19 protein-coding genes and 2 pseudogenes are annotated in these 20953 nt (G+C 61.3%); all 21 read right to left on the reverse strand.

The features are described from left to right. Window positions 1-31 precede the first annotated feature (31 nt). The 21 genes and pseudogenes from CLV65_RS02165 to CLV65_RS02265 all read right to left on the reverse strand — a co-directional run bounded on the left by CLV65_RS02165 (window position 32) and on the right by CLV65_RS02265 (window position 20941). A complete protein-coding gene (locus CLV65_RS02165) occupies window positions 32-457 on the reverse strand; it encodes an FHA domain-containing protein (RefSeq protein ID WP_094691732.1) in 426 nt (141 codons plus the stop codon). Between the two features lie 5 nt (window positions 458-462). Beyond that, window positions 463-1335, reverse strand: coding sequence for a DUF881 domain-containing protein (locus CLV65_RS02170; RefSeq protein ID WP_094691733.1), 873 nt, complete (start codon window positions 1333-1335; stop codon window positions 463-465). 6 nt (window positions 1336-1341) lie between these two features. After that, a complete protein-coding gene (locus CLV65_RS02175) occupies window positions 1342-1674 on the reverse strand; it encodes a small basic family protein (protein WP_094691734.1) in 333 nt (110 codons plus the stop codon). A gap of 76 nt (window positions 1675-1750) precedes the next feature. After that, window positions 1751-3139 carry a DUF881 domain-containing protein gene (locus CLV65_RS02180; protein ID WP_157847194.1) on the reverse strand — a complete coding sequence of 463 codons (1389 nt, stop codon included), beginning with the start codon at window positions 3137-3139 and terminating at the stop codon, window positions 1751-1753. Further along, window positions 3139-3792, reverse strand: coding sequence for a CDP-alcohol phosphatidyltransferase family protein (locus CLV65_RS02185; protein WP_094691736.1), 654 nt, complete (start codon window positions 3790-3792; stop codon window positions 3139-3141). The genes CLV65_RS02180 and CLV65_RS02185 overlap by 1 nt, the downstream gene beginning before the upstream one ends. Before the next feature lie 157 nt (window positions 3793-3949). Next, window positions 3950-4801: an ATP phosphoribosyltransferase gene (hisG, locus tag CLV65_RS02190; protein WP_094691737.1), complete on the reverse strand. Its 852-nt coding sequence runs from the start codon at window positions 4799-4801 to the stop codon at window positions 3950-3952. Window positions 4802-4849: 48 nt separating this feature from the next. Next, window positions 4850-5125, reverse strand: a complete 276-nt coding sequence (locus CLV65_RS02195; protein WP_094691738.1) for a phosphoribosyl-ATP diphosphatase — start codon at window positions 5123-5125, stop codon at window positions 4850-4852. A 110-nt stretch (window positions 5126-5235) separates the two neighbouring features. Further along, on the reverse strand, window positions 5236-5913 hold the full coding sequence (gene rpe / locus CLV65_RS02200; protein ID WP_094691739.1) for a ribulose-phosphate 3-epimerase: 678 nt from the start codon (window positions 5911-5913) through the stop codon (window positions 5236-5238). A gap of 468 nt (window positions 5914-6381) precedes the next feature. Next, window positions 6382-7263 (reverse strand): annotated as a pseudogene (gene lgt / locus CLV65_RS02205) (prolipoprotein diacylglyceryl transferase); the annotation flags it as partial. 243 nt (window positions 7264-7506) lie between these two features. Then, window positions 7507-8376: a tryptophan synthase subunit alpha gene (trpA, locus tag CLV65_RS02210; RefSeq protein ID WP_094691740.1), complete on the reverse strand. Its 870-nt coding sequence runs from the start codon at window positions 8374-8376 to the stop codon at window positions 7507-7509. 5 nt (window positions 8377-8381) lie between these two features. Beyond that, the gene (trpB, locus tag CLV65_RS02215; protein ID WP_094691741.1) at window positions 8382-10481 is read right to left on the reverse strand and encodes a tryptophan synthase subunit beta; all 2100 of its coding nucleotides are present in this window, start codon (window positions 10479-10481) and stop codon (window positions 8382-8384) included. 215 nt (window positions 10482-10696) lie between these two features. Next, a complete protein-coding gene (locus CLV65_RS02220) occupies window positions 10697-12298 on the reverse strand; it encodes a chorismate-binding protein (RefSeq protein WP_094691742.1) in 1602 nt (533 codons plus the stop codon). A 107-nt stretch (window positions 12299-12405) separates the two neighbouring features. Further along, window positions 12406-12783, reverse strand: a pseudogene (gene hisI, locus CLV65_RS02225) (phosphoribosyl-AMP cyclohydrolase); the annotation flags it as partial. Window positions 12784-13000: 217 nt separating this feature from the next. Continuing rightward, a complete protein-coding gene (hisF, locus tag CLV65_RS02230; RefSeq protein ID WP_094691743.1) occupies window positions 13001-13807 on the reverse strand; it encodes an imidazole glycerol phosphate synthase subunit HisF in 807 nt (268 codons plus the stop codon). Between the two features lie 106 nt (window positions 13808-13913). Beyond that, a complete protein-coding gene (gene rlmN / locus CLV65_RS02235) occupies window positions 13914-15206 on the reverse strand; it encodes a dual-specificity RNA methyltransferase RlmN (RefSeq protein WP_169713395.1) in 1293 nt (430 codons plus the stop codon). Window positions 15207-15405: 199 nt separating this feature from the next. Beyond that, window positions 15406-16398 carry a phosphatidate cytidylyltransferase gene (locus tag CLV65_RS02240; RefSeq protein ID WP_094691745.1) on the reverse strand — a complete coding sequence of 331 codons (993 nt, stop codon included), beginning with the start codon at window positions 16396-16398 and terminating at the stop codon, window positions 15406-15408. Window positions 16399-16614: 216 nt separating this feature from the next. Continuing rightward, window positions 16615-17169 carry a ribosome recycling factor gene (frr, locus tag CLV65_RS02245; protein ID WP_094691746.1) on the reverse strand — a complete coding sequence of 185 codons (555 nt, stop codon included), beginning with the start codon at window positions 17167-17169 and terminating at the stop codon, window positions 16615-16617. 119 nt (window positions 17170-17288) lie between these two features. Continuing rightward, complete coding sequence (pyrH, locus tag CLV65_RS02250) at window positions 17289-18035, reverse strand: UMP kinase (RefSeq protein WP_169713396.1); 747 nt, start codon at window positions 18033-18035, stop codon at window positions 17289-17291. Window positions 18036-18270: 235 nt separating this feature from the next. Next, window positions 18271-19155 carry a translation elongation factor Ts gene (gene tsf / locus CLV65_RS02255; RefSeq protein ID WP_094691747.1) on the reverse strand — a complete coding sequence of 295 codons (885 nt, stop codon included), beginning with the start codon at window positions 19153-19155 and terminating at the stop codon, window positions 18271-18273. Window positions 19156-19308: 153 nt separating this feature from the next. Beyond that, window positions 19309-20142: a 30S ribosomal protein S2 gene (rpsB, locus tag CLV65_RS02260; protein ID WP_094691748.1), complete on the reverse strand. Its 834-nt coding sequence runs from the start codon at window positions 20140-20142 to the stop codon at window positions 19309-19311. Window positions 20143-20455: 313 nt separating this feature from the next. Then, window positions 20456-20941 carry a peptide deformylase gene (locus tag CLV65_RS02265; protein ID WP_094691749.1) on the reverse strand — a complete coding sequence of 162 codons (486 nt, stop codon included), beginning with the start codon at window positions 20939-20941 and terminating at the stop codon, window positions 20456-20458. Window positions 20942-20953: the final 12 nt, after the last annotated feature.

A 20953-nucleotide genomic window follows, 5' to 3' on the forward strand; every position in this document is an offset into this window, starting at 1 on the left:
CCAACCGCCCTGTCACCGCCCATGGCCGGATTCACCGGCCGAAGAACACAAGACGGAACTTGCCGATCATCAATTCATCGCCGCTGTGCAGCTCAACGCTGTCCACGCGACGACGGTTCACATACGTGCCATTGAGGCTGCCGACGTCTTCGATGCGATAGCGGCCGTTTTCCCGGATGAACACGGCATGTTCACGCGAAACAGTGCCGTCGTCAAGCATGATGTCGTTGGAGGGATCCCTGCCGACGGTCACCTTGTCTTCGTCGAGCAGGTAACGCGAACCGGACACCGCTCCCCTTGTGGAAATGAGCAGCGCGGTACCTGGGTTCAAGCGCGCAATCGTGTCAAGGTCCTGCTGACTCAACGGCCTGTCCCCCGTCACGGTCACGGGAACCGCGGAAATGGTGGGGATGCCGATGCTTGTTGTTTCTCCTGCGGTGGGAATCGGTTCAGTCATACCTGTCATTCTACAATCTTCGCGTATTGGTAGTTTCTCGTGCTCGCAAGCTCATCAATGACGACATTGCTCTGTGTTCGCACGATGACGTTCGCATTATACCGCACCCTGAGCTGAGAACCTATTCCGCCGGAGATCTGGATGGCGTTCGACAGCGCATTGGAATCCCCAATCGCCTTGAATTCGTACGGCGAGCTGACCAATACGCCGTCCACCTGCATGCCGCTGTCCGTATCGACGATGTACGAAGAGGCGACGATGCGCACACCGTTGAAAGCGATCGCCTCAGCGCCGGCATTGCGCAGTTCCTCCACAAGCGTAAACAGCCGGGCAGCCTCGATGGGCATGCCGGTCTGCGAGACGGTGATGGTCACGCCCTGGCCTTGGCAGGCGAGTCTGCCGGCGAGAATGCCGCTCGTGGTGGCGTTCTTCTTGGCGACTTCATTGAGCTCCCGCTGCTTGTCGGTGGAATTGGTGATGGAGGTGACCTGGCTGCTCAGCAGCGTCCGTTGTTCCTCGAGCCTGTCGACCTGCGTGTTCGTCTCATCCAGGAGCCGCACCAGTTCGTCTTCGCTCAACGACTCATAGTTGTCGCTTGCGGACCTCAACTGCGTGACGTAGCCGAAACCCAACAGCATGCACAGAAGCACCACAAGGCAGCTTGTGGCGATGCGCGTCCCCAGGCTGCGCTCAGGCTTTGCGCTGTCCGTTTTCTTGTGCACGACGGGGAACGTGCTGGTGTCGAGGGAATCGTTGACGGAATCCTTCTGCCGCTGGCGTTTGAACAATTTGCTGATGTCGGTGTTCAGGATTTCACCGGCGGTCGAATGATGCTTGCGCTCCGCATGCTCCGTGGCATGCCGTTTCTCTGTGCTCATGGCGGCCTAGCCTCGGAAGATGAAGCGGCGTATGGCGGAAACATTGGAGAAAATGCGGATGCCGAGCACGACGATGACGGCAGTGGTCAGCTGGGACCCCACGCCAAGCTGATCGCCCAGGAGCACGAGCAGGGCTGCCGTGATGACGTTCGAGAGGAACGAGATGACGAACACGCGATCGTTGAATGTGCGTTCGAAGTAGGAGCGTGCGGCGCCCAGCAACGCATCCAGCGCAGCGACAACCATGATCGGCAGGTATGGTTGCAGCCAGATGGGAATGTCGGGCTTGATGAATATGCCCACGACCACACCGACAATCAATCCGATGACAGCGGTCATATCTCATATGCTCCTTTCCAACGGCAAGGCAATCCACCCCGCGCAGCCTTGCCAATGCATACTCATATTAACGATATCAGTCATCGTCATCATGTTCCGTGGCGTATTCCAGCGTTGTGATGGCGTTTGCGTTCAACGTCAGCTTGTCGCTGCGGGACACGGAGATCGAAATGCCCAGGTCTTGAATCGACTCATAGAGTTTGGGGTTATGCACCTCGTCCACGCCCTGCAACAGGCTGTCGGCATCACCTATGGCTTGTATCGTGTACGGCGATTGGATGGCGGTCACGCCGATGAGTATCTTGCCGCCCGCCGAACGGATGGATGTCTCGGGCCCCAGGCGTTCGTCATTGACACTGATGCCTTCGGCGCCCATCGCCCACAGGCGGTCGACGAACAGCTGGATGTCGGTGTCCGTCACTTTGCGTCCGGACGTGCCCGAGACGCGCGCCCCCGTCGTGCCGTCCGCCGAATCATCCGGCAGCGCAGGATCGGCAATCGTGACGGTGATGCCCGGACCTTCGATGGCGCTCGTTCCATTGGCGATCCCGTCGGTGGAAGGCGCCTTCACTGCTTCGGAAGAACCGGATGACAGATCATCGATCTGCTTGCGCAGCTGCTGGACTTCGGTCTGCAGCTCGGTGGAGCGCTTGACCAGGCCAGCCAGCTGATTCGCCTCCTCCTGCCGCACCTTCTCGCGCGTATTGCCATGCAGCGATTGCACCGCAATGACGCACACGATGCCGATGACCACGCACAGGAAGAAAGCGATGACGCGCATGCTCCAGCGCACGAATGGCTTCTCGGCGCGTCGATACAGCATCGCGTCTTCGAACAGCGGATCGACCGGACGGTTGATCAGGTCGTCAATCAGATGAAGCGACTCATCCTGCATGGTGCGTCGCCGTGTGCGGGGCCGCACCTCATGCTGGGAGTCCTCGACATGCTGGTGCGTCAGCAGGTGATAGGCATGCGAAAACGCAACCCTGGTGTGATGCGGCGTGAAGATGGGGCTGAAAGACGCCGGCATGTCTGCAGTGTCGCCGGACTCGCCGCTCTCCCCTGCCGACGCCTCGGATGCATTGTTCGACGAACCGTCACCGGCGGAATCACCGCCGGAATCATCATTTGAATTACTGCTGGAATCACTGCTGGAATCATCATCGGCGAACGCCATTTCGTCAGGCGTGACGTCATCGCTTGAAAATTCGACGGAACTGGAAATATCGGACGAAAAGGTCGAATGCGAGTAATCATGCCCGGCCCGGGAATTGACTTTCTCCCCATCCCACAGCACCACGCGCTGCGGGGCATGGAGCGCCACGAAATCACCGACCGGTTCTTCTTCCGTCTCGCGCAGCAGTTCCGCCATCTCAGCGTGATGCACCGACGCCGGATGGCGTTCGGTCTGGGAGGCATCCTCCCCGGGCAGATTCTGCTGCGGCTTCGACCGGTCCCCTGCCATTACGCGGATTCCTTTGCGCCCGCAGGTCCGCCGGCCTGCCCATGGCGGCGTGCAGCAAGCTCCTGTCGAATCAACCCGACACCTTGGTGGATGTAGATGAATCCGGCAATCCAATACAGCGTGCACCCCCAGATGGCGCATGCGTCGCCGCCGTAATGCAACACGTTGAAGAGCCTGCCCGAGCCCAATTCTGAAATGATGAACACGGGCACGGTGATCATCAGCATGGCTGTCGCCGCCTTGCCCACGAAATGCACCGGCAGCGGCCCGTAGCCGAATTGCGCCAGGCACAGGATCTGAATCCCCAATACCACTTCGCGCAATGCAACGAGGACAAGCACCCACCACGGCACGATCCCAACCCAAGCGAGGGCGAGCATGGAACAGATAATGAGCAGTCTGTCGGCAATGGGGTCAAGCAGCTGGCCGAGTTTGGTGACCTGGTTGTAGCGACGCGCGATGTAACCGTCCACGCCGTCGGAGGCGCAGGAGGCCGCCAGCACGACGAGACTGGCGAAAAGGTGATGGTGCATGACCAATGCGGTGATGAAAGGAATGGAGACGATGCGCAGCATGCTGATGACGTTAGGCACCGTGAAAATCTTGTCTGTGGGCGCAGGGCTGAACCTGCGCTTGAGCTGGCGGATTGCCATTGTGTCTCCTTCCATGCGACGCGCGCATTCACACACATCGTACAGCCATCATGGCCGCGAAGTCGAAGAGAAGCAAAGCATGACGCCGCCCACGTGCCTATGCAGGCAGGGGCGGCGTCAGCAGCGATCTCGACAAGTGATGAGTGCAGGGCGTGGCTTACATACGCGATGCTTGCAGCGCCGTGACGATGATGGCGCGGGCGCCGGCATCGTAAAGCCGATCCATGATGGAATTGACCTGGCCCTTGGGCACCATCACACGCACTGCCGCCCATTCGGAATCATGCAGCGGAGAGATGGTCGGGGATTCGAACCCGGGCGTGATCTCGATGGCGGCGGGAATGTCGGACTGCTTGATGTCGTAATCCATGAGCACATAGTGGTGCGCCGTGAGCACGCCCTTGAGGCGACGCTCGAACACCTGCAGCTCCGGATTGCTCTCATTGACGCGCGGGGACTTCACCAGCACGGCTTCGGACTTGACGATCGGTTCGCCGAACACCCTCAGGCCGGCGTTGCGCAGCGTGGTTCCGGTGGACACCACGTCTGCGATGAGATCGGCGACGCCGAGGTGCACGGAGGATTCAACAGCGCCATCCAGGTGCACGACCTTGGCGTTGATGCCATGCGCAGTGAGGTAATCGTGCAGCAGCTTGTCGTAGGATGTGGCGACGCGCAGACCGTTGATGTCTTCGATTCGCTCGATGGAGGAATCCTTCGGCGCTGCGAAGCGGAACGTCGATGCACCGTAGCCCAGCTGCATGTATTCGGTCGCTTCGGTCTCGGTGTTGAGCAGCATGTCGCGGCCGGTCAGGCCCAGGTCGATGTTGCCGGCGCCCACGTACACGGCGATGTCGAGCGGACGCAGATAGAACAGCTCGATGCCGTTCTCTTCATCGTTGACGACGAGCTGGCGCGGATTGGTACGAAGCTTATAGCCGGATTCCTCCAGGAGGTTCCACGACGGTTCCGACAGCATGCCCTTGTTAGGCACTGCAATTCTCAGCATGTTCTTGCCTTTCGGTTGTCCATTACGAAGTCATCGACGAGAGGCGCGTCACAGGTAACGGTAGACGTCGTCGAGGGTGATGCCATGCTTGATCATCATGACCTGCACGTGATACAGAAGCTGGCTCATCTCTTCAGCAGTGCGGTCGGCGCCCTCATATTCCGCGGCGATCCAGGTCTCGGATGCTTCCTCGACGATCTTCTTGCCGATGAAGTGCGTGCCCTTGTCGAGTTCGTCAACGGTGAGCGAACCTTCGGGACGGGTCCGGGCCTTTTCGCTGAGCTCTGCGAACAATTCCTCGAATGTCTTGCGTGATTGTGCCATTGTGTCGGTTCTCTTGTGTCGGTTCTGGGATTTTCTCTGACGTGATGCTTCCTGACGGCGGTCGGCGAAGGAGCCGTCAGGAAGCCGGCTGCGCGATGCGCGAGCCTGTGCTATGCGCGGAATGCGGCCTGCGCGTTGTTGCGGATCTGGTCGATGGCGGCCGCGCGGTCCTCGGCGCCATACACGGCGGAACCAGCGACAAGCACGTCGGCGCCAGCCTCGGCCACGATATGCGCGGTGGAGGGGCTCACGCCACCGTCAACCTGGATATGCGTGTCAAGGCCGCGGCGGGTGATCTCGTCACGCAGGCGACGCACCTTGCCCATCTGGTTGCCCAGGAACTTCTGGCCGCCGAATCCCGGCTCCACGGTCATAATGAGAATCATGTCGAATTCCTCGAGGATGTCGAAGATCGGCTCGACGGGCTCAGCCGGGCGGACGGCGAAGCAGGCCTTGACGCCCATGTCATGCAGTTGGCGTGCAAGACGGACCGGGGCGTGCGTGGCGCCCATGTGGAAGGTCACGGAGTCGGCGCCGCACTTGGCGAATTCCGGCGCCCAGCGGTCGGGGTCCTCGATCATCAGATGCACGTCGACGGGCAGGTCCGTCACTTCGCAGATGCGCTTGACGATGGGCTCGCCGAGCGTGAGGTTGGGCACGAAATGATGGTCCATCACGTCCACATGGACGAGGTCGGCGTTGGCGATGGCCTTCAAATCCCTTTCAAGGTTGCAGAAGTCGGCGGACAGGATGCTCGGTGCGATCTGAATGCTAGTCATGGCTCTCATTCTATGGTTGTTGGGCGACTTACGCCGCGTTTGTGCACGATGTGGATGGCGCGGGGCGGCGGGTCACGCGTCGGCTGCCGTATCTGCAGGCGCTTCCCCACTGGATTCGCCCTCGGGTTCGTTCGGCGCATCGGATGCAGACGATTCGCCCTCGGCGTCCGGCGTGGGTTCGCCTTCGGCGCTCGCATCATCCGCATCATCCGCAACATCCGTTGGGGATTGCGTGGATTCACCCTTGGCCTGTGTGGATTCGTCCTGAGCCTGAGTGGGTTCCTCGGCGGGTTCCTCGGTGGGTTCCCCTGCGGATTCTTTGGTGGATCCCTCTGCGGATTCCACAGTGGACTCCACAGTGGACCCCCATTGGGATTCTTCGGATTTGCCCTCGGCTTTCTTATACGCATTCTGGCGATTGTTGCGTTCGCGCTGGCGACGCGCAGCCTCCTGCTCCTCTTCGGTGCGCTGGCGTTCCTCGGCGCGCGTGATGCCGAAAAGCTTGTCGGACAGCAGCGGCGTGGGCTGGCCGAACCGCTGCACCAGCATGAAGCCCACGATGCCCAGGATGAACACGACAAGCGACACCCATACGTTGATGCGCACGCCCAGGAACTCATGCGCATAGTCGATGCGCAGGTATTCAATCCAGGTGCGCCCCAGCGTGTACCACATCACGTAGCAGCAGAACAGGCATCCGGCGTTGAGCTTGTTGACGAGCTTCTTGCCCAGCCACACGAGCAGCGCGGCGCCAATGAGGTTCCAGATCATCTCATACAGGAACGTCGGCTGAAACAGCGTGTCGGAGGGGCACACCTTACCGTCGTAGCACATCTCATAGGTGCCGATGGCGCCCTTCGCGTTCGGATTGAGTTTCAAACCCCACGGCAGCGTCGTCGGCGCGCCGTACAGCTCCTGATTGAACCAGTTGCCCAGACGGCCGATGGCCTGCGCGACGAGCAATGCCGGCGCCACGGCGTCCGCGAGCAGTGGCATGGGGTAATGCTTGTGGCGGCACCACGCCCAGGCGCCGAGAGCACCGAAGAGGATGCCACCCCAGATTCCCAGGCCTCCCTGCCAGATGCGGAAGATGTCGGCGAAGTTGCCGTTTGCCCCGAAGAAGCGCTCGGGCGTCGTGATCACGTGATACAGGCGGGCTCCGACGATGCCGCAGGGCACGGCGATGATCGCGATGTCAAGGATCTGATCGAAATCTCCGCCGAGCCTCTTCCACCGCTTGTTGGTGATAGCGACGGCGGCGATGATGCCCAGCAAGATCATGAGGGCGTACATGCGAATCGTGACAGGCCCGATGTTGATGCTGGAAAATCCCGGCGATGGGATATAGGCGAGGTTCATGTTGAGGAATCCTTCTTCCGTGCGAAACAAGAATCGTTCATTCTTCACTATCGAATCTTCACAAAGTGTAGCGGCGCGCGGCGACGCAAGCCCCGCACTCAGCCGCTCCACTACTGTCGGTCTCAGCCTCCCGGGCCGTAGATACCACCGGTAACACTTCGTATCACATGCGGATGCCCGCCGCACAAGCCCCTAGGAGAGCTCATGCGGCGGGCATCATGAATGGCGGACCGGCGCTGGCAGTCAGCGACGCGCGCCGTGAATGCCGTCGGCCAAGCCGGACGCCACGGTGGCGAGCTTGCCGAACGTGGGGTCGTCGAGCACGGAATGCACGAGCGCGGAGCCGACGATCACACCGTCGGCGTATTTGCCAATCGTCGCGCCTTGCTCGGGCGTGGACACGCCAATGCCCACGCACACATTGGTAGCGCCCGCCTTGCGGGTGCGCTCGACGAGCCGCTCCGGCGTCTGGTCAAGCTGCGCGCGCTCGCCGGTCACGCCCATGCGGGCGGACGCATACACGAAGCCTCGCGTGTTGCTGGCGACGAGGCGCAGGCGTTCATCCGTGGTTTCGGGCGAAACGAGGAACACACGGTCGAGGCCGTAACGGTCGGACGCTTCGATCCACTCGCCTGCTTCATCGGGAATCAGGTCGGCGGTGACGAGACCCGCTCCGCCTGCGTTGGCGAAATCACGGGCGAAGCGCAGCACACCGTAATGGAAGATGAGATTCCAGTAGCCCATGACCAGCGGGACTGCTCCGGCGTTGGCGACGGTCTCCACGGCATCGAACACACCGGCGATCTTCTCCCCTGCGCGCAGAGCCGCGAGGCACGCCTCCTGGATGACGGGGCCGTCCATGACGGGATCGGAGTAGGGCAAGCCGATTTCGACGATGTCCACGCCGGAGTCGACGAGGGTGCGGAACGCGTCGAGCGATGAGGCGGGATTGGGGAATCCATACGGCAGGTAGCCGATGAACGCTGGCGTGTCGGCCTTCTTCAGCTCGGCGAGACGCGTTTCCGTCTTGCTGGGCTTGGAGGTGAATCCCTTGGGCTGCACGGGCGTGGTGCCCAGCGTGGCGGTGTCAATGGTCGTTGTTGTGTTGGTCATGTCAATCAGTCCTTGTCGCTCGTCGTGGTGCCGTGTGCGCCGTTGGCTTCCAGCGCCTTGCTCTGTTCATCGGTGAGGTATCCGAACCACTTGCCTGCGGTCGCCACGTCCTTGTCGCCGCGTCCGGAGATGTTGACGACGATGACGGGGTTCTCGTAGCCGCGCTTGATGAGGTCGGCGGCCGCCTTGTAGCAGCCTGCCAGCGCATGGCTGGATTCGATGGCGGGGATGATGCCTTCGGTTTCGCACAGGTCCTTGAAGGCGTTCATGGCCTCCTGGTCGGTCGCATAGCTGTAGTTGACGCGGCCGATGTCCTTGAGCCATGCGTGCTCCGGGCCAACGGATGCGTAGTCAAGGCCTGCGGAGATGGAGTATGTGCTGAGGGTCTGCCCTTCCGCGTCTTCCAGCAGGTAGGACTTGGCTCCCTGAAACACGCCGAGCTCGCCGGTCCCGTCGGTCAAACGGATGGCGTGCTTGCCGGATTCAGGGCCGTCGCCGCCGGCTTCGTAACCGTAGAGATTCACACGCGGGTCGTCGAGGAACGCGTTCATCACGCCGATGGCGTTGGAGCCGCCGCCCACGCATGCGCAGATGGCGTCGGGGTATTCGATGCCGTAGTCCTTGATCTGGTCGCGCAGTTCCTCGCCGATGACCTTCTGGAAGTCGCGCACGATCTGCGGGAACGGGTGGGGGCCAGCGACGGTGCCCAGCAAGTAATGCGTGTCATCGACATTCGTCACCCAGTCGCGCAGCGCCTCGTTGATGGCATCCTTGAGGATGCGGTCGCCGGTGGTCACCTCGACGACCTCAGCGCCCAGCAGCCGCATGCGGGCAACGTTGAGCGCCTGGCGGCGTGCATCCACCTGCCCCATGTAGATGCGGCACTTGAGCCCCAGCAGCGCGCACACGGTTGCGGTGGCGACGCCATGCTGGCCGGCGCCTGTCTCCGCGATGACGCGGTGCTTGCCCATGCGCTTGACCAGCAGTGCCTGACCGAGCGCATTGTTGATCTTGTGGGCGCCGGTATGGTTAAGGTCCTCGCGCTTGAGGAGCACGCGCACGGGAGCGCCCACTGCCTTGCTGACGCGCTCGGAGAAGCGAGGCGCCGCGGTGAGCGGCGACGGGCGTCCCACGTATTCCTTGTTGAGGCGGCGCAGCTCCTTGAGGAACTCCGGGTCGTTCTTGGCGTCTTCATAGACGCGGGTCAGTTCGTCGAGAGCCCCGATGAGGGCCTCGGGAACGTAACGACCACCATACTGGCCGTAGTACGGTCCCTCATGCTGGGAAAGAGGCGTTGCTTCCGATGCCTTCACTGTCTTACCTACCTTCACTAGTCGTTCCACCGCTTGGGTGTGGTTGTGCGCCGTTGCGACGCCTTCGCCCACGAGCACGGCATCCGCGCCCGCACGGGCATAGTCTTGCATTTCGATGGCTCCGAAGATGCCGGATTCCGCCACGCAGATGGCATCCTCGGGCAGGTTAGCCGCCAAGGAGCGGTATTTGTCGGTGTCCACCGACAGGTCCTTGAGATTGCGCGCATTGATGCCGATGATGCGGGCGCCGGCGGCGATGGCACGCTCGATTTCGTCGCGCGTGTGGGTTTCCACGAGGGCGCTGAGCCCCAGTTCGTGCGTCAACTCGAGCAGATGCTTGAGCTGATCATCATCGAGCGCCGCCACGATGAGCAGCAGCAGGTCGGCGTGATGCAGGCGCGCCTCATACACCTGGTAATCGGTGGTGATGAAATCCTTGTTGAGCACCGGGATGCTCACACTGGCGCGCACAGCATCAAGGTCATCGAACGAGCCAAGGAACACGCGTCCCTCCGTGAGCACGGAGATGGCGCTCGCCCCGCCCGCCTCGTATTCGGCTGCCAAGGCACCAGGGTCAGGGATGTCGGTGAGGTGCCCCTTGGACGGCGATGCGCGTTTGATTTCGGCGATGACCGGCACCTGGTCGTCCCGGCGCAGGTATGCCTTGGCGTCAAGGGGCTGGTATGTGTCGTGGGCGACGCGGTCCTTCAATGCTTCAAAGGGAAGGGCCTGTTCCCTTTTCTTCTGGTCGGCGAGGGCGCCCGCCACGAGGGAATCCAATACGGTAGACATAAGAATCCTTCTTCACGTGCCGCTGATGGGCTGCTGCAGACCCTATGGGTAATACGCGGTATTAGCCTATAGAGAAACTTATTGCAATATCTGCCTTGCGGCACGGGTACGGTTATGGGAAATTTCATGTGTGCATGCGTGAGTCACTCACACACGCACAAGGGACGCGGGGGTTTTCATCTGGTGTGCCTGCCATATCCCGGGCAGGACGGTGTTCAGTCCTGTGCCCCGCGGGGCCAGATGAAATCATCCGCATCGTCAATGTTACGAAGCTGCGAGGCGATCTGGATGGACCGCACGGAAGCCGCGGCCTTGTTGCGGGTTTCCGTCCATTCGTTCTCAGGCACGGAATCGAGCACGATTCCGGCTCCCGCCTGCACGCTGGCCTGATGGTCGCGGATGTAGGCGGTGCGAATGGTGATGGCCATGTCCATGTTGCCGGAGAAGTCGAAATAGCCTGCGGTGCCTCCGTAAATGCCACGGTCTGCCGGCTCCAAGGCGTCGATGATGGAAATCGCGCTGGGCTTGGGAGCTCCGGACAACGTGCCTGCAGGGAATGCGGACGTGAACACGTCAAAGACGCTCAGGTCCTTGCGCACACGACCGGTGACTTCGGATGCGATGTGCATGATGTGGCTGAACTTCTTGATCTCCATGAGTCGCGTCACATTGACGGTCTCAGGGTCGCACACGCGGCTCAGATCGTTGCGGCTCAGGTCGACGAGCATGATGTGCTCGGAACGCTCCTTGGGGTCCGCCAGCAGTTCGGAGACGAGACGGTCGTCTTCCTCATCGGTGGCGCCACGCGGACGGCTTCCCGCGATCGGGTACGTCATGGCCTGGCCGTCCTCGACGCGTATGAGGGTCTCGGGACTTGATCCGACGACGTTGAATCCCCTGCCCTGCGCATCGGCGAGCGACAGGTAGAACATATAGGGGCTCGGGTTGAGGGTGCGCAGCACTCGATATACGTCAAACGCAGCCCCCGGCGAATCGATGTCGAGACGCTGGGACAGCACGACTTGGAAGGCGTCGCCGTCGATGATGTGCTGCTTGACGCGCTCCACGCCCTTCTCGAAGTCGGACTTGGGCGTGCGGAAACGCAGCTGGGGCTGTGCGATGGAAGGATCGAGCACGGATGCGCGGCGTTCCTTGCCGGAGGGCGTCACCAAAGCCTGTGCCATGCTGCGCAGACGCTTGATGGCGTTGTCGTAGGCATTGTCGATGAGGGCCGGGGTGTCGTCGAAGTTCACGGCGTTGGCGATGAGCCACACCGTGCCGCGGTAATGGTCGATGACCGCCATGTCCGTCGCCAGTGTGAGAGCCAGTTCCGGCTGCCCTGTCTCATCAGGTGCGGTCGACGGGAGGGTCGGTTCCCAATGGCGGATAGAGTCCCATCCGATGGAGCCGACGAGACCACTCGTCAGGTTCGGAAGCCCCTCCACCTTGGGCGAATGCAAAACAGCGAGGGTGCCGCGCACCACGTCCATGACGTCGCCTTCGTGCGGCACGCCCACGGGAACAGGACCCAGCCACAGGGCCTTGCCGTGATCGGACACCAATTGTGCCATGGAGTGAACGCCGATGAACGAATACCTGTCCCAGGTGCCCGCCTGAGCGGACTCCAGGATGAAAGTACCCGGCCGCCCTGCGGCAAGGCGTTCATAGAATCCCACGGGCGTCAGCGAATCAGCCAGCACCTTCATGACGACGGGCACAATGCGGTAGCCAGCGCCGCCAATTTCATGGAATTCTTCCCGCGAGGGCCATACATCGCCCCACGCGAGGTTCTTCACGGAACAATGGAGATCGGTCATCAGCCCTCCTTAGCCTTGATCGTCTGCTTGGTGTCGTCCAATGCGTCGATGCCGCTTACGGCGGCGTTCACCGGCTGGGGTGCGCCCGGACCGTTCGGCACGAGTTTCTGCGCGGCGGTGCGGTGCCCCACGACAGCCGGCAGTTCACCGCCGGCGTCGAAGCATGAGTAATCCCCGGTGTGGCACGCGGACCCCACTTGGTCCACCTCCACCAGCAACGCGTCTCCGTCGCAGTCGATGCTCACGGACTTGACGTATTGCGCATGCCCGGACGTGTCGCCCTTGCGCCAGTATTCCTGACGCGAGCGGCTCCAGAACGTGACGCGACCGGTCGTGAGCGTGCGGCGAAGGGCTTCGTCGTTCATGTATCCCACCATGAGCACCCTGCCAGAATCGTATTGCTGCACGACAGCCGCAACAAGACCCTTGGAATCCCGCTTGAGCCTGCTCGCTATGCGCGGGTCAAGCTCCTGCTCGTTCGACATGTCAGACACTGACGCTCCTTTTGGGCGCTGCGATTCTCAGCCGCACGCCCCGGCTTGTATTCGGGATTCGTTTCGGACCCGTGAGGGTCCTTCTGCTTACGATAGCTTACACGCCGCGCCAATGCGCGCCACGCAATGTCCGCTCTGTGGTGCGTATTGGAAAACTTCACCGTTCAGCGTGTCGGATGCGGCAATTGCATTCTCGCTTCGTAAGCTATCAGGCATCCTCGGATTGTGACTGAGACTCCTCGAAACCACGCACCGGATACCCGTGCCGCGCCAGTTCGCGCTTCACGTCGGCGATGGTGAGCGTGCCGAAATGGAAGACGCTGGCGGCAAGCACGGCATCCGCCCCGGCCTCGATCGCCGGCGGGAAATCCTCGACCTTGCCGGCGCCTCCGGACGCAATGAGCGGCACGGACACGACCTGGCGCACCTTGCTGATCATCTCGAGGTCGAATCCGTCCTTCGTGCCATCGGCATCCATCGAATTGAGCAGGATCTCGCCCACGCCGAGGCGTTCGGCCTTGTGCGCCCATTCGAGAGCGTCGATTCCCGTCGAATGGTGCCCGCCCATCGTCGTCACTTCGAAACCGGACGGCGTATGCACATCCCCCCGCACGCGTCGTGCATCGATGGAGAGCACGAGCACCTGGGATCCGAAACGCTCCGCGACCTCGCTGATGAGCTGGGGGTTGTTGATGGCAGCCGTGTTGATACCCACCTTGTCGGCGCCGCAACGCAGCAGTGTGTCCACGTCATCGCATGAGCGCACGCCGCCACCCACGGTGAGGGGGATGAAAAGCTGCTCCGCGGTGCGGCGCACCATGTCGTAGGTGGTCTGCCTGTGGGAGCTCGACGCCGTCACGTCAAGGAACGTCAGCTCGTCAGCGCCCTGCCGGTAGTACTCCGCGGCGAGCTCCACCGGGTCACCGGCATCCCTGAGGTTCTTGAAATTCACGCCTTTGACGACGCGTCCTGCATTGACGTCCAGGCAGGGAATCACTCGGATTGCCAGTGACATGCGTGGGCTCCTTCTTCTGGTGTTGCGGCGGTTGCCGTGTGTTTCGTTTGTTCGGCTGTCTTTGAGTGTACGTCCCCGATGGCGCGTTTACGTTACGCGGGATCGGTCAGCGCTTGGCGGTGCCCATCATCTGGTCGGCGACGTGACGTGCGGCGAGCTGGCCGCAGGCACCGTCGATGTCCGACCCGCGGGTGTCGCGAAGCGTCGCGGCGATGCCGACCCGGTGGAGGATGTCCAGGAACTCCTCTTCATCCTCGGGGCGCGACGCCGTCCATGGGGAGCCCTCGATGGGGTTGAGCGGAATGGGGTTGACATGCACCCAGTCGTCACCGTAATGGTTGAGGCGGCGGGCGAGCTCGCGTGCATGCTCGGGCTGGTCGTTGATGTCCTTCATCAGGGCGTATTCGATGCTTACGCGCCGGTGGCTGGCCAGATAGTAGTCATGCGCCGCGTCGAGCACCTGCTTGATGTTGAAGCGCTTGTTCATCGGCACCAGCTTGTCGCGCAGCTCGTCGTTGGGTGCATGCAACGACACGGCAAGGCGCACCGGGATGTGTTCCTGGGTGAGCTTGCGGATGCCCGGTACGACGCCGACGGTGCTGACGGTGATGTTACGGGCAGATATTCCGAATCCGCTGGGCGCCTCGGAGCTGATCTGACGGATGGAGTGAAGCACGGAGCGGTAATTGCCCATCGGCTCGCCCATGCCCATGAAAACGACATTGCTGAGGCGTCCCGGCTCGCCGAACACGCCTTGCTGCGCTTGCGCGGCAGAGATTCTCACCTGTTCGAGAATCTCAGCGCATGAAAGGTTGCGTGTCAACCCCAGTTTGCCAGTGGCGCAGAACGGGCATCCCATGCCGCATCCCACCTGACTGGAGATGCACAGCGTGATGCGGGTGGGGTATTGCATGAGCACGGATTCGATGCGCGAGCCGTCGAACAGTTTCCACAGCGTCTTGCGGGTCGTGCCGTGGTCGGCGGTCTGCACGAGTTCCTCGTCGATGAGATCAGGGAAGTACTCGTCCTTTGCCGTCTGGCGAAGCGCTGCGGGGAAGTCGGTGAAATTCTCGACATCAGTTTCGAAATGCGCATAATAATGCTGCGCCAGCTGGTTGACACGGAACTTGGGCATGCCCAAAGCCTTGGCGGCATCGATGCGTTCACCCTCCTCCATGTCGGCGAAATGCACCGGGGGCTTGCCGCGGCGAGCATGATCGGGGCTGAGCACATCACGGAACCTGCCGCCCCTCCCACCTTCGGTGATGCCGGTTTCAGGCTCCTCGTTACGATCGCGCCGCTGTGTTATTGGATTACCCTGTGTTATTGAGTTGCCCTGTGTCGCCGAATTAGTATCGTCGGGCTTGCGCTCTGGTGATGCAGGTGATGCCATTGTCATATCCGCCTTGCTATAGGTCTTGTGATGATGCACGCCGTTTCACACGGCTACTGAATCATGATACCCGCTGCTCCCAACCACAGGGTCCCTCAACCATACGACTCCTCAACCACACGGCTCCCGCTCGCACAACTACCTGATTGCACAAAAACCGCCGGGCAGCTGCATTGCCCGGCGGTTGGTATCACGGCGGTTGGTGTCACAAGTGGCAGATGGCCAGCAGACCTGTGATGAACGGTGCTGAGATGATGATGGAATCGACTCGGTCGAGCACTCCCCCGTGCCCTTTGAGCAGATGTCCCATGTCCTTGAGGCCCAGGTCACGTTTAATCATGGATGCGCACAGGTCGCCAAACAATCCCGTCACGCCCACCATGATGCCCATGATCACCAGCATCCACCATTTCTGGGCGAATTCATCGAAGGGATACGTCGCCAGACCGATGCATAATGCACCAATTGTGCAAAACAGCATGGAGCCAAACATTCCCTCCCAGCTTTTCTTGGGGCTGATGCGCGGCGACAGCTTGTGTTTGCCGAATGCCGCACCGATGAACAATCCGCCGATATCACCCAAGGCAGGCACGAACACAGCGTAGAAGCCGTGCGCTACGGGATGCCCCATCGTCAGCGGCAGCACGAGGAAGCTGGGGAGCAGCGTGAGATACAGCATGGAGAACATCGAGACGGACACGTGCGTCATGCGATCGTGAACGACCTGCCCGCCGAGCACATCCTGCGGCGTGTCGATTCCCGCGTCCTTGAGCTTGGCTACGACCGCACCATCCACCCGGGCGTGGGGTTTGAATTGGAATGATGCGCACACGGCGATGATGACGACGGAGCACAACAGCCCCAAGCCCAGTCCGATGACATGCTGCGGATAGAAGTATGTCAGAAGCAGCGTGCCCGCCGAGCATATCCACAACGGAATCGTGGGGATGCGTATGCCTGCGGTGGCGAAATCCACGCGCAGCTCCCACACGGCGAGCAGCATGAACGCTATGCACAGCGCCACGAAGATTGTGCGTTCGAATACAAGGCAGGCGACCACAAGCACCACGAGGATCGCGCCAGTGAGAACGGCCTGGGGCATGTTGCGTCCCGTGCGTGAATTGATTGTCGCAAGGGTATCCGCCTTCTCCTTGCGCTTGTCGGTTGCCTCCGTGTCATGCTTGGTGGAATCTGCCATTACCGCTCCTTTGCAGCTGGGATGCGATTGATGAATGAACGACTGCAAGCCACGCAAATCGCCGACAATCGCCGTTATGAAACCGCCCTGATACACCTGATGTATCTGATACACCCACCTGCGTACCCCGCGAATGCAACCGCCGCGGCATCGAACCGCGGCGGAGCATGCGGGAATCTGATGGTGAATCACGCAGTCGGGGCTGGTGCCGATCGATCAGACCTCGAGGATTTCCTTTTCCTTCTTGTCGAGAAGCTGGTCGATCTGGTCGCTCGTCTTCTTCGTGAGAGCGTCGAGATCCTTGTGAAGCCTCGTGCCTTCGTCCTCGCCGATTTCGCCGTCCTTGACGGCAGCCTCGACGGATTCCTTCGCCTTGCGGCGGATGTTGCGAACGGCGACCTTGCCTTCCTCGGCCTTGGTGCGGGCGAGCTTGACATACTCCTTGCGGCGTTCCTCGGTGAGCTCCGGAAGCGTCACGCGAATCACGTTTCCATCACGGCTGGGGTTGACGCCCAGGTCGGAATCACGAATCGCCTTCTCCACCGCGGGAGCCTGCGACTGGTCGAACGGCATGACGGCAAGGGTGCGCGGCTCCGGCACGGAGATGGATGCCAGCGCCTTGAGCGGCGTCTGCGCGCCATAGTAGTCAACGGTGATTCCGTTGAGCAGCGACGGGTTCGCACGACCGGTGCGGATGCCCACGAAATTCTCTTCCGTCGCTTCGACGGTCTTGTCCATCTGGGCCTTAGCCTGATCGACGATAGTTGCCATAGTCCTCTCCTTTGGGTGACGGTTGCTGTAACTTTCTGGCTTGTATATCTATAGTATGCGCTGCGGCGCCATGATATCGCCCGAACAGGGAATTTGCCCCGAACGGCGTTAGGCGTATGTTACTGCGCGAATTCCGAATCGGCATCGGAAACGAGCGTGCCGATCCTCTCGCCTTCCAGCACCTTGGTGACGTTGCCCACGCCTTCGAGGCCGAAAACGCGAATCGGGAGGTGGTTGTCGCGCGCCATGGACAGCGCGGAGGCATCCATGACCGCGAGATTGTCAACCAAAGCGGTGGTGTAGCTCAGGCTGCTGTACATGCGGGCGGAGGGGTCCTTGCGCGGGTCGGCGGAATACACACCGTCAACGCCGTTCTTGCCCATGAGCACCTCGGAGCAATGAATCTCCAGCGCGCGTTGGATGGAGACGGTGTCCGTGGAGAAATACGGCATGCCCGCACCGGCGCCGAAGATGACGACCCTGCCCTTTTCAAGATGACGAATCGCCTTGAGCGGGATGTATGGTTCTGCGACCTGGCCCATCGTGATGGCGGTCTGCACGCGAGTGGGCTGGCCTTCCTGCTCAAGGAAGTCCTGCAGGGCAAGGCAGTTCATGACCGTGCCGAGCATGCCCATGTAATCGGCGCGGGCGCGGGCGAGGCCGGCCTGACTGAGCTCGACGCCGCGGAAGAAATTGCCGCCGCCGACGACAATCGCCACCTGGACACCTGCATCGACGGCCTTCTTGATCTCACCGGCGATGCGACGCACCACCACGGTGTCGATTCCGACGGAGCCGCCACCGAACGCCTCGCCGGAGAGCTTCAACAAAACCCTGCGAGAAGTGGACGCGTTTGCAACTGCCATGCCAATGCCTTTCGTCTGGTGGTTAAACGTCTTCATGGTATCCGAAATAGCCGACACCAACCAGCGCCCCGCTGACTTGCCGGAACGCACCCGTGGACGTCACGCGCACCCTTGCGCCAAGGAGTATGCGGAATATGCAAAAGCCCCGCAGACATGACAATCCAAAGGGAATTCATGCCTGCGGGGCCTTATCGACACGTAAGGGAAAACGTGGAGCGATCGGTCTCACAGAGACTTACTCAGCGTCCTCTTCCTCACCCTTGCCGACCTCGATGCGAGCGAAGGACAGAGCCTTGCCGTCGACTTCCTTGAACAGATCCTTGACCTTCTTGGACGGATCCTTCACGAAAGCCTGCTCGAGGAGCACGGACTCCTCGTAGAAGGCGTTGAGACGGCCTTCGACGATTTTCGGCATGATCTTCTCGATCACAGCCTCCGGCTTGCCCTTGGCGGCCAGCTCTTCGCGGGTCTTCTCGGTGGCGATGCGCTTCTCGGACTCGAGCACGTCGGCATCCACGTCATCGACGGAGAGCCAGCGCGGCGACATTGCGCAAATCTGCAGGGCGACTTCGTGAGCGACCTTGGCGCCGTTGGCGTCGGTGGCGATGAGGGCTGCGATTGACGGCGGCATCTCGGCGGACTTGCGGTGAGCGTACACCTCGACGTGCGGGCCGGCGATCTTGGCGAACTGACCGAGCTTGACGTGCTCGTGGAACAGAGCGCCTGCCTCTTCCACGGTCTCCTTGATGGTGCCGGACTTGGAAGGAGCGGCCTCGACCTCGGCGATGGTGGACGCATCCGCCTTGACGATGTCCGCGATCACTTCATTGCCGAAATCAACGAACTGCGGGGTCTTTGCCACGAAGTCGGTCTCAGAGTTGAGCTCGATCGCATAGCCGACCTGGCCATCGGCCGTGTCCTTGACCTGGGAGGCGATGAGACCTTCCTGCGCCTTGCGGCCTTCGCGCTTTCCAGCGGCGGCGATGCCGCGCGCACGGATGATCTCCTTGGCGCGGGCGATGTCGCCGTCGGCTTCGGTGAGCGCCTTCTTGACGTCCATCATGCCAGCGCCGGTCTCGTCACGCAGCTCCTTGATGAGCTTGGCAGTAATCTGTGCCATGTGTCTTTGCTCCTTTATGGATTTCCTGGGAAATTCCTCGCCGGGAGCCGCTTGCGCGACCCCTGGCAAACGTTTGAAGAATGAAGGGATTCCTTCCGTGGCCGGCGCCGGCGCCATGCGGTGGCGCCGGCCGCGGGAAAGGAACCGTCAGGTTCACTCAGCCTTTGCGTCGGCTTCCTTGGCTTCGGCGGCCGGGGCAGCCTCGGACTTTGCGGAAGCATCCTGCGTCAGCAGATCCTTCTCCCACTCGGCCATCGGCTGGTCTGCGGTCTTGTCGTCAGCCTTCTCAGCCTTGCCGCTGCGCTCAAGCAGGCCGTCGGCAACGGCGTCTGCCATGAGGGTGGTCAGCAGCTCGACGGCGCGGATGGCGTCATCGTTGGCCGGGATCGGGTAGTCCACGCTCTCCGGATCGGTGTTGGTGTCGGCGAGAGCAACGACCGGGATGCCCAGGATGTGGGCTTCCTTGACGGCAAGCTGCTCCTTGTTGATGTCGACGACGAACAGTGCGGAGGGAACGCGGCTCATGTTGCGGATACCGCCGAGCTCCTTGACGAGCTTGTCCTTCTCGCGCTCGAGGAGGAGGAGTTCCTTCTTCGTCAGGCCACTGCTGTGGACGTCGGTGAAGTCGATCTCCTCGAGTTCCTTCATGCGCTTGACACGGGCAGACACGGTCTGGAAGTTCGTCAGCATACCGCCCAGCCAGCGCTCGGAGACGTAAGGCATGCCCACGCGGGTCGCCTGCTCGGCGATGGTCTGCGCAGCCTGCTTCTTGGTGCCCACGAACAGAATCGTGCCGTTGTGCGCCACGGTCTGCTTGATGAAGTCATAAGCCTGGTCGATCTTCTCGAGAGAAGCGAAAAGGTCGATGATGTGGATGCCGTTGCGCTCCATGAGGATGTACTGCTTCATCTTCGGGTTCCAACGGCGGGTCTCGTGACCGAAGTGGACGCCAGCCTTGAGCATCTGGCTCATGGTGATCTGTGCCATGACTAACCTTTCTTGTCGGTTGTTTCCTAGCCATGCGAACTTGGGCGCAGCCCTCCCCTTGCGGATCAGGCCGACCGACACAAGCCGTCGCCGACATGGCGCGTATTAGCGCACGATAGACAATGGATGTGCGGATCACCGGCCTGCGACTGCCGGCTCTCCGCGGAAAACAAATGCGCCATGGATGATTGTACAGCCTTCGCCGCCCATTGCATAACGCCGCGTCGTTCATGCTGTGCGCATAATCCAACGCCCCGCCTTTCGCTGATGGATGCGAAAGACGGGGCGCGGGATGGACGTCACAGCGCAAGCGTCAGGCGGCGTGCGTGCGTAGGTAGTGCATTGCCTGGCGACGTTCCTCTTTCTCGAGACGGTCGATGTAGACATGCCCATCGAGGTGGTCGGTCTCATGCTGGAGCATGCGCGCCATGATTCCATGGCCTTCAAGCACGACCTTGTTGCCCTTGAGGTCGATGCCTTCGACCTTGGCGTATTCGGCGCGACGCGTCTTGAACCACAGTCCAGGCAGGGAGAGGCATCCCTCGTCCCCATACTGCTCGCCCTTGAGCTCAAGCACCTTGGGGTTGAGCAGGTAGCCGATCTTGCCGTCGACATTATATGAGAACGCGCGCAGGTTCACGCCAATCTGGTTGGCGGATACCCCCGCCCTTCCCGGGTCATCCACGGTGTCGAGAAGGTCTTGCACCAATCTCTCAACACCGGGGGTGATTGTGTCGATTGTGTCGCAGGGGGTGCGAAGCACGGGGTCTGGGACGACTCGGATCTGACGGATTGTCACGGTTTGTTCTCC

It is taken from the genome of Pseudoscardovia suis (genome assembly GCF_002797875.1).
Classification (GTDB): Bacteria; Actinomycetota; Actinomycetes; order Actinomycetales; family Bifidobacteriaceae; genus Pseudoscardovia; species Pseudoscardovia suis.

What these genes read in the sequence shown, in the direction of transcription:
- CLV65_RS02220 (WP_094691742.1), bottom strand. Translation starts at nt 12,298, where the DNA reads ATGACCGATCTCCATTGTTCCGTGAAGAACCTCGCGTGGGGCGATGTA.
- CLV65_RS02240 (WP_094691745.1), bottom strand. Translation starts at nt 16,398, where the DNA reads ATGGCAGATTCCACCAAGCATGACACGGAGGCAACCGACAAGCGCAAG.
- rpe (WP_094691739.1), bottom strand. Translation starts at nt 5,913, where the DNA reads ATGAGAGCCATGACTAGCATTCAGATCGCACCGAGCATCCTGTCCGCC.
- CLV65_RS02175 (WP_094691734.1), bottom strand. Translation starts at nt 1,674, where the DNA reads ATGACCGCTGTCATCGGATTGATTGTCGGTGTGGTCGTGGGCATATTC.
- rpsB (WP_094691748.1), bottom strand. Translation starts at nt 20,142, where the DNA reads ATGGCACAGATCACCATGAGCCAGATGCTCAAGGCTGGCGTCCACTTC.
- hisF (WP_094691743.1), bottom strand. Translation starts at nt 13,807, where the DNA reads ATGTCACTGGCAATCCGAGTGATTCCCTGCCTGGACGTCAATGCAGGA.
- rlmN (WP_169713395.1), bottom strand. Translation starts at nt 15,206, where the DNA reads ATGACAATGGCATCACCTGCATCACCAGAGCGCAAGCCCGACGATACT.
- frr (WP_094691746.1), bottom strand. Translation starts at nt 17,169, where the DNA reads ATGGCAACTATCGTCGATCAGGCTAAGGCCCAGATGGACAAGACCGTC.
- tsf (WP_094691747.1), bottom strand. Translation starts at nt 19,155, where the DNA reads ATGGCACAGATTACTGCCAAGCTCATCAAGGAGCTGCGTGACGAGACC.
- CLV65_RS02185 (WP_094691736.1), bottom strand. Translation starts at nt 3,792, where the DNA reads ATGGCAATCCGCCAGCTCAAGCGCAGGTTCAGCCCTGCGCCCACAGAC.
- trpA (WP_094691740.1), bottom strand. Translation starts at nt 8,376, where the DNA reads ATGACCAACACAACAACGACCATTGACACCGCCACGCTGGGCACCACG.
- CLV65_RS02180 (WP_157847194.1), bottom strand. Translation starts at nt 3,139, where the DNA reads ATGGCAGGGGACCGGTCGAAGCCGCAGCAGAATCTGCCCGGGGAGGAT.
- CLV65_RS02165 (WP_094691732.1), bottom strand. Translation starts at nt 457, where the DNA reads ATGACTGAACCGATTCCCACCGCAGGAGAAACAACAAGCATCGGCATC.
- CLV65_RS02170 (WP_094691733.1), bottom strand. Translation starts at nt 1,335, where the DNA reads ATGAGCACAGAGAAACGGCATGCCACGGAGCATGCGGAGCGCAAGCAT.
- trpB (WP_094691741.1), bottom strand. Translation starts at nt 10,481, where the DNA reads ATGTCTACCGTATTGGATTCCCTCGTGGCGGGCGCCCTCGCCGACCAG.
- CLV65_RS02195 (WP_094691738.1), bottom strand. Translation starts at nt 5,125, where the DNA reads ATGGCACAATCACGCAAGACATTCGAGGAATTGTTCGCAGAGCTCAGC.
- hisG (WP_094691737.1), bottom strand. Translation starts at nt 4,801, where the DNA reads ATGCTGAGAATTGCAGTGCCTAACAAGGGCATGCTGTCGGAACCGTCG.
- pyrH (WP_169713396.1), bottom strand. Translation starts at nt 18,035, where the DNA reads ATGGCAGTTGCAAACGCGTCCACTTCTCGCAGGGTTTTGTTGAAGCTC.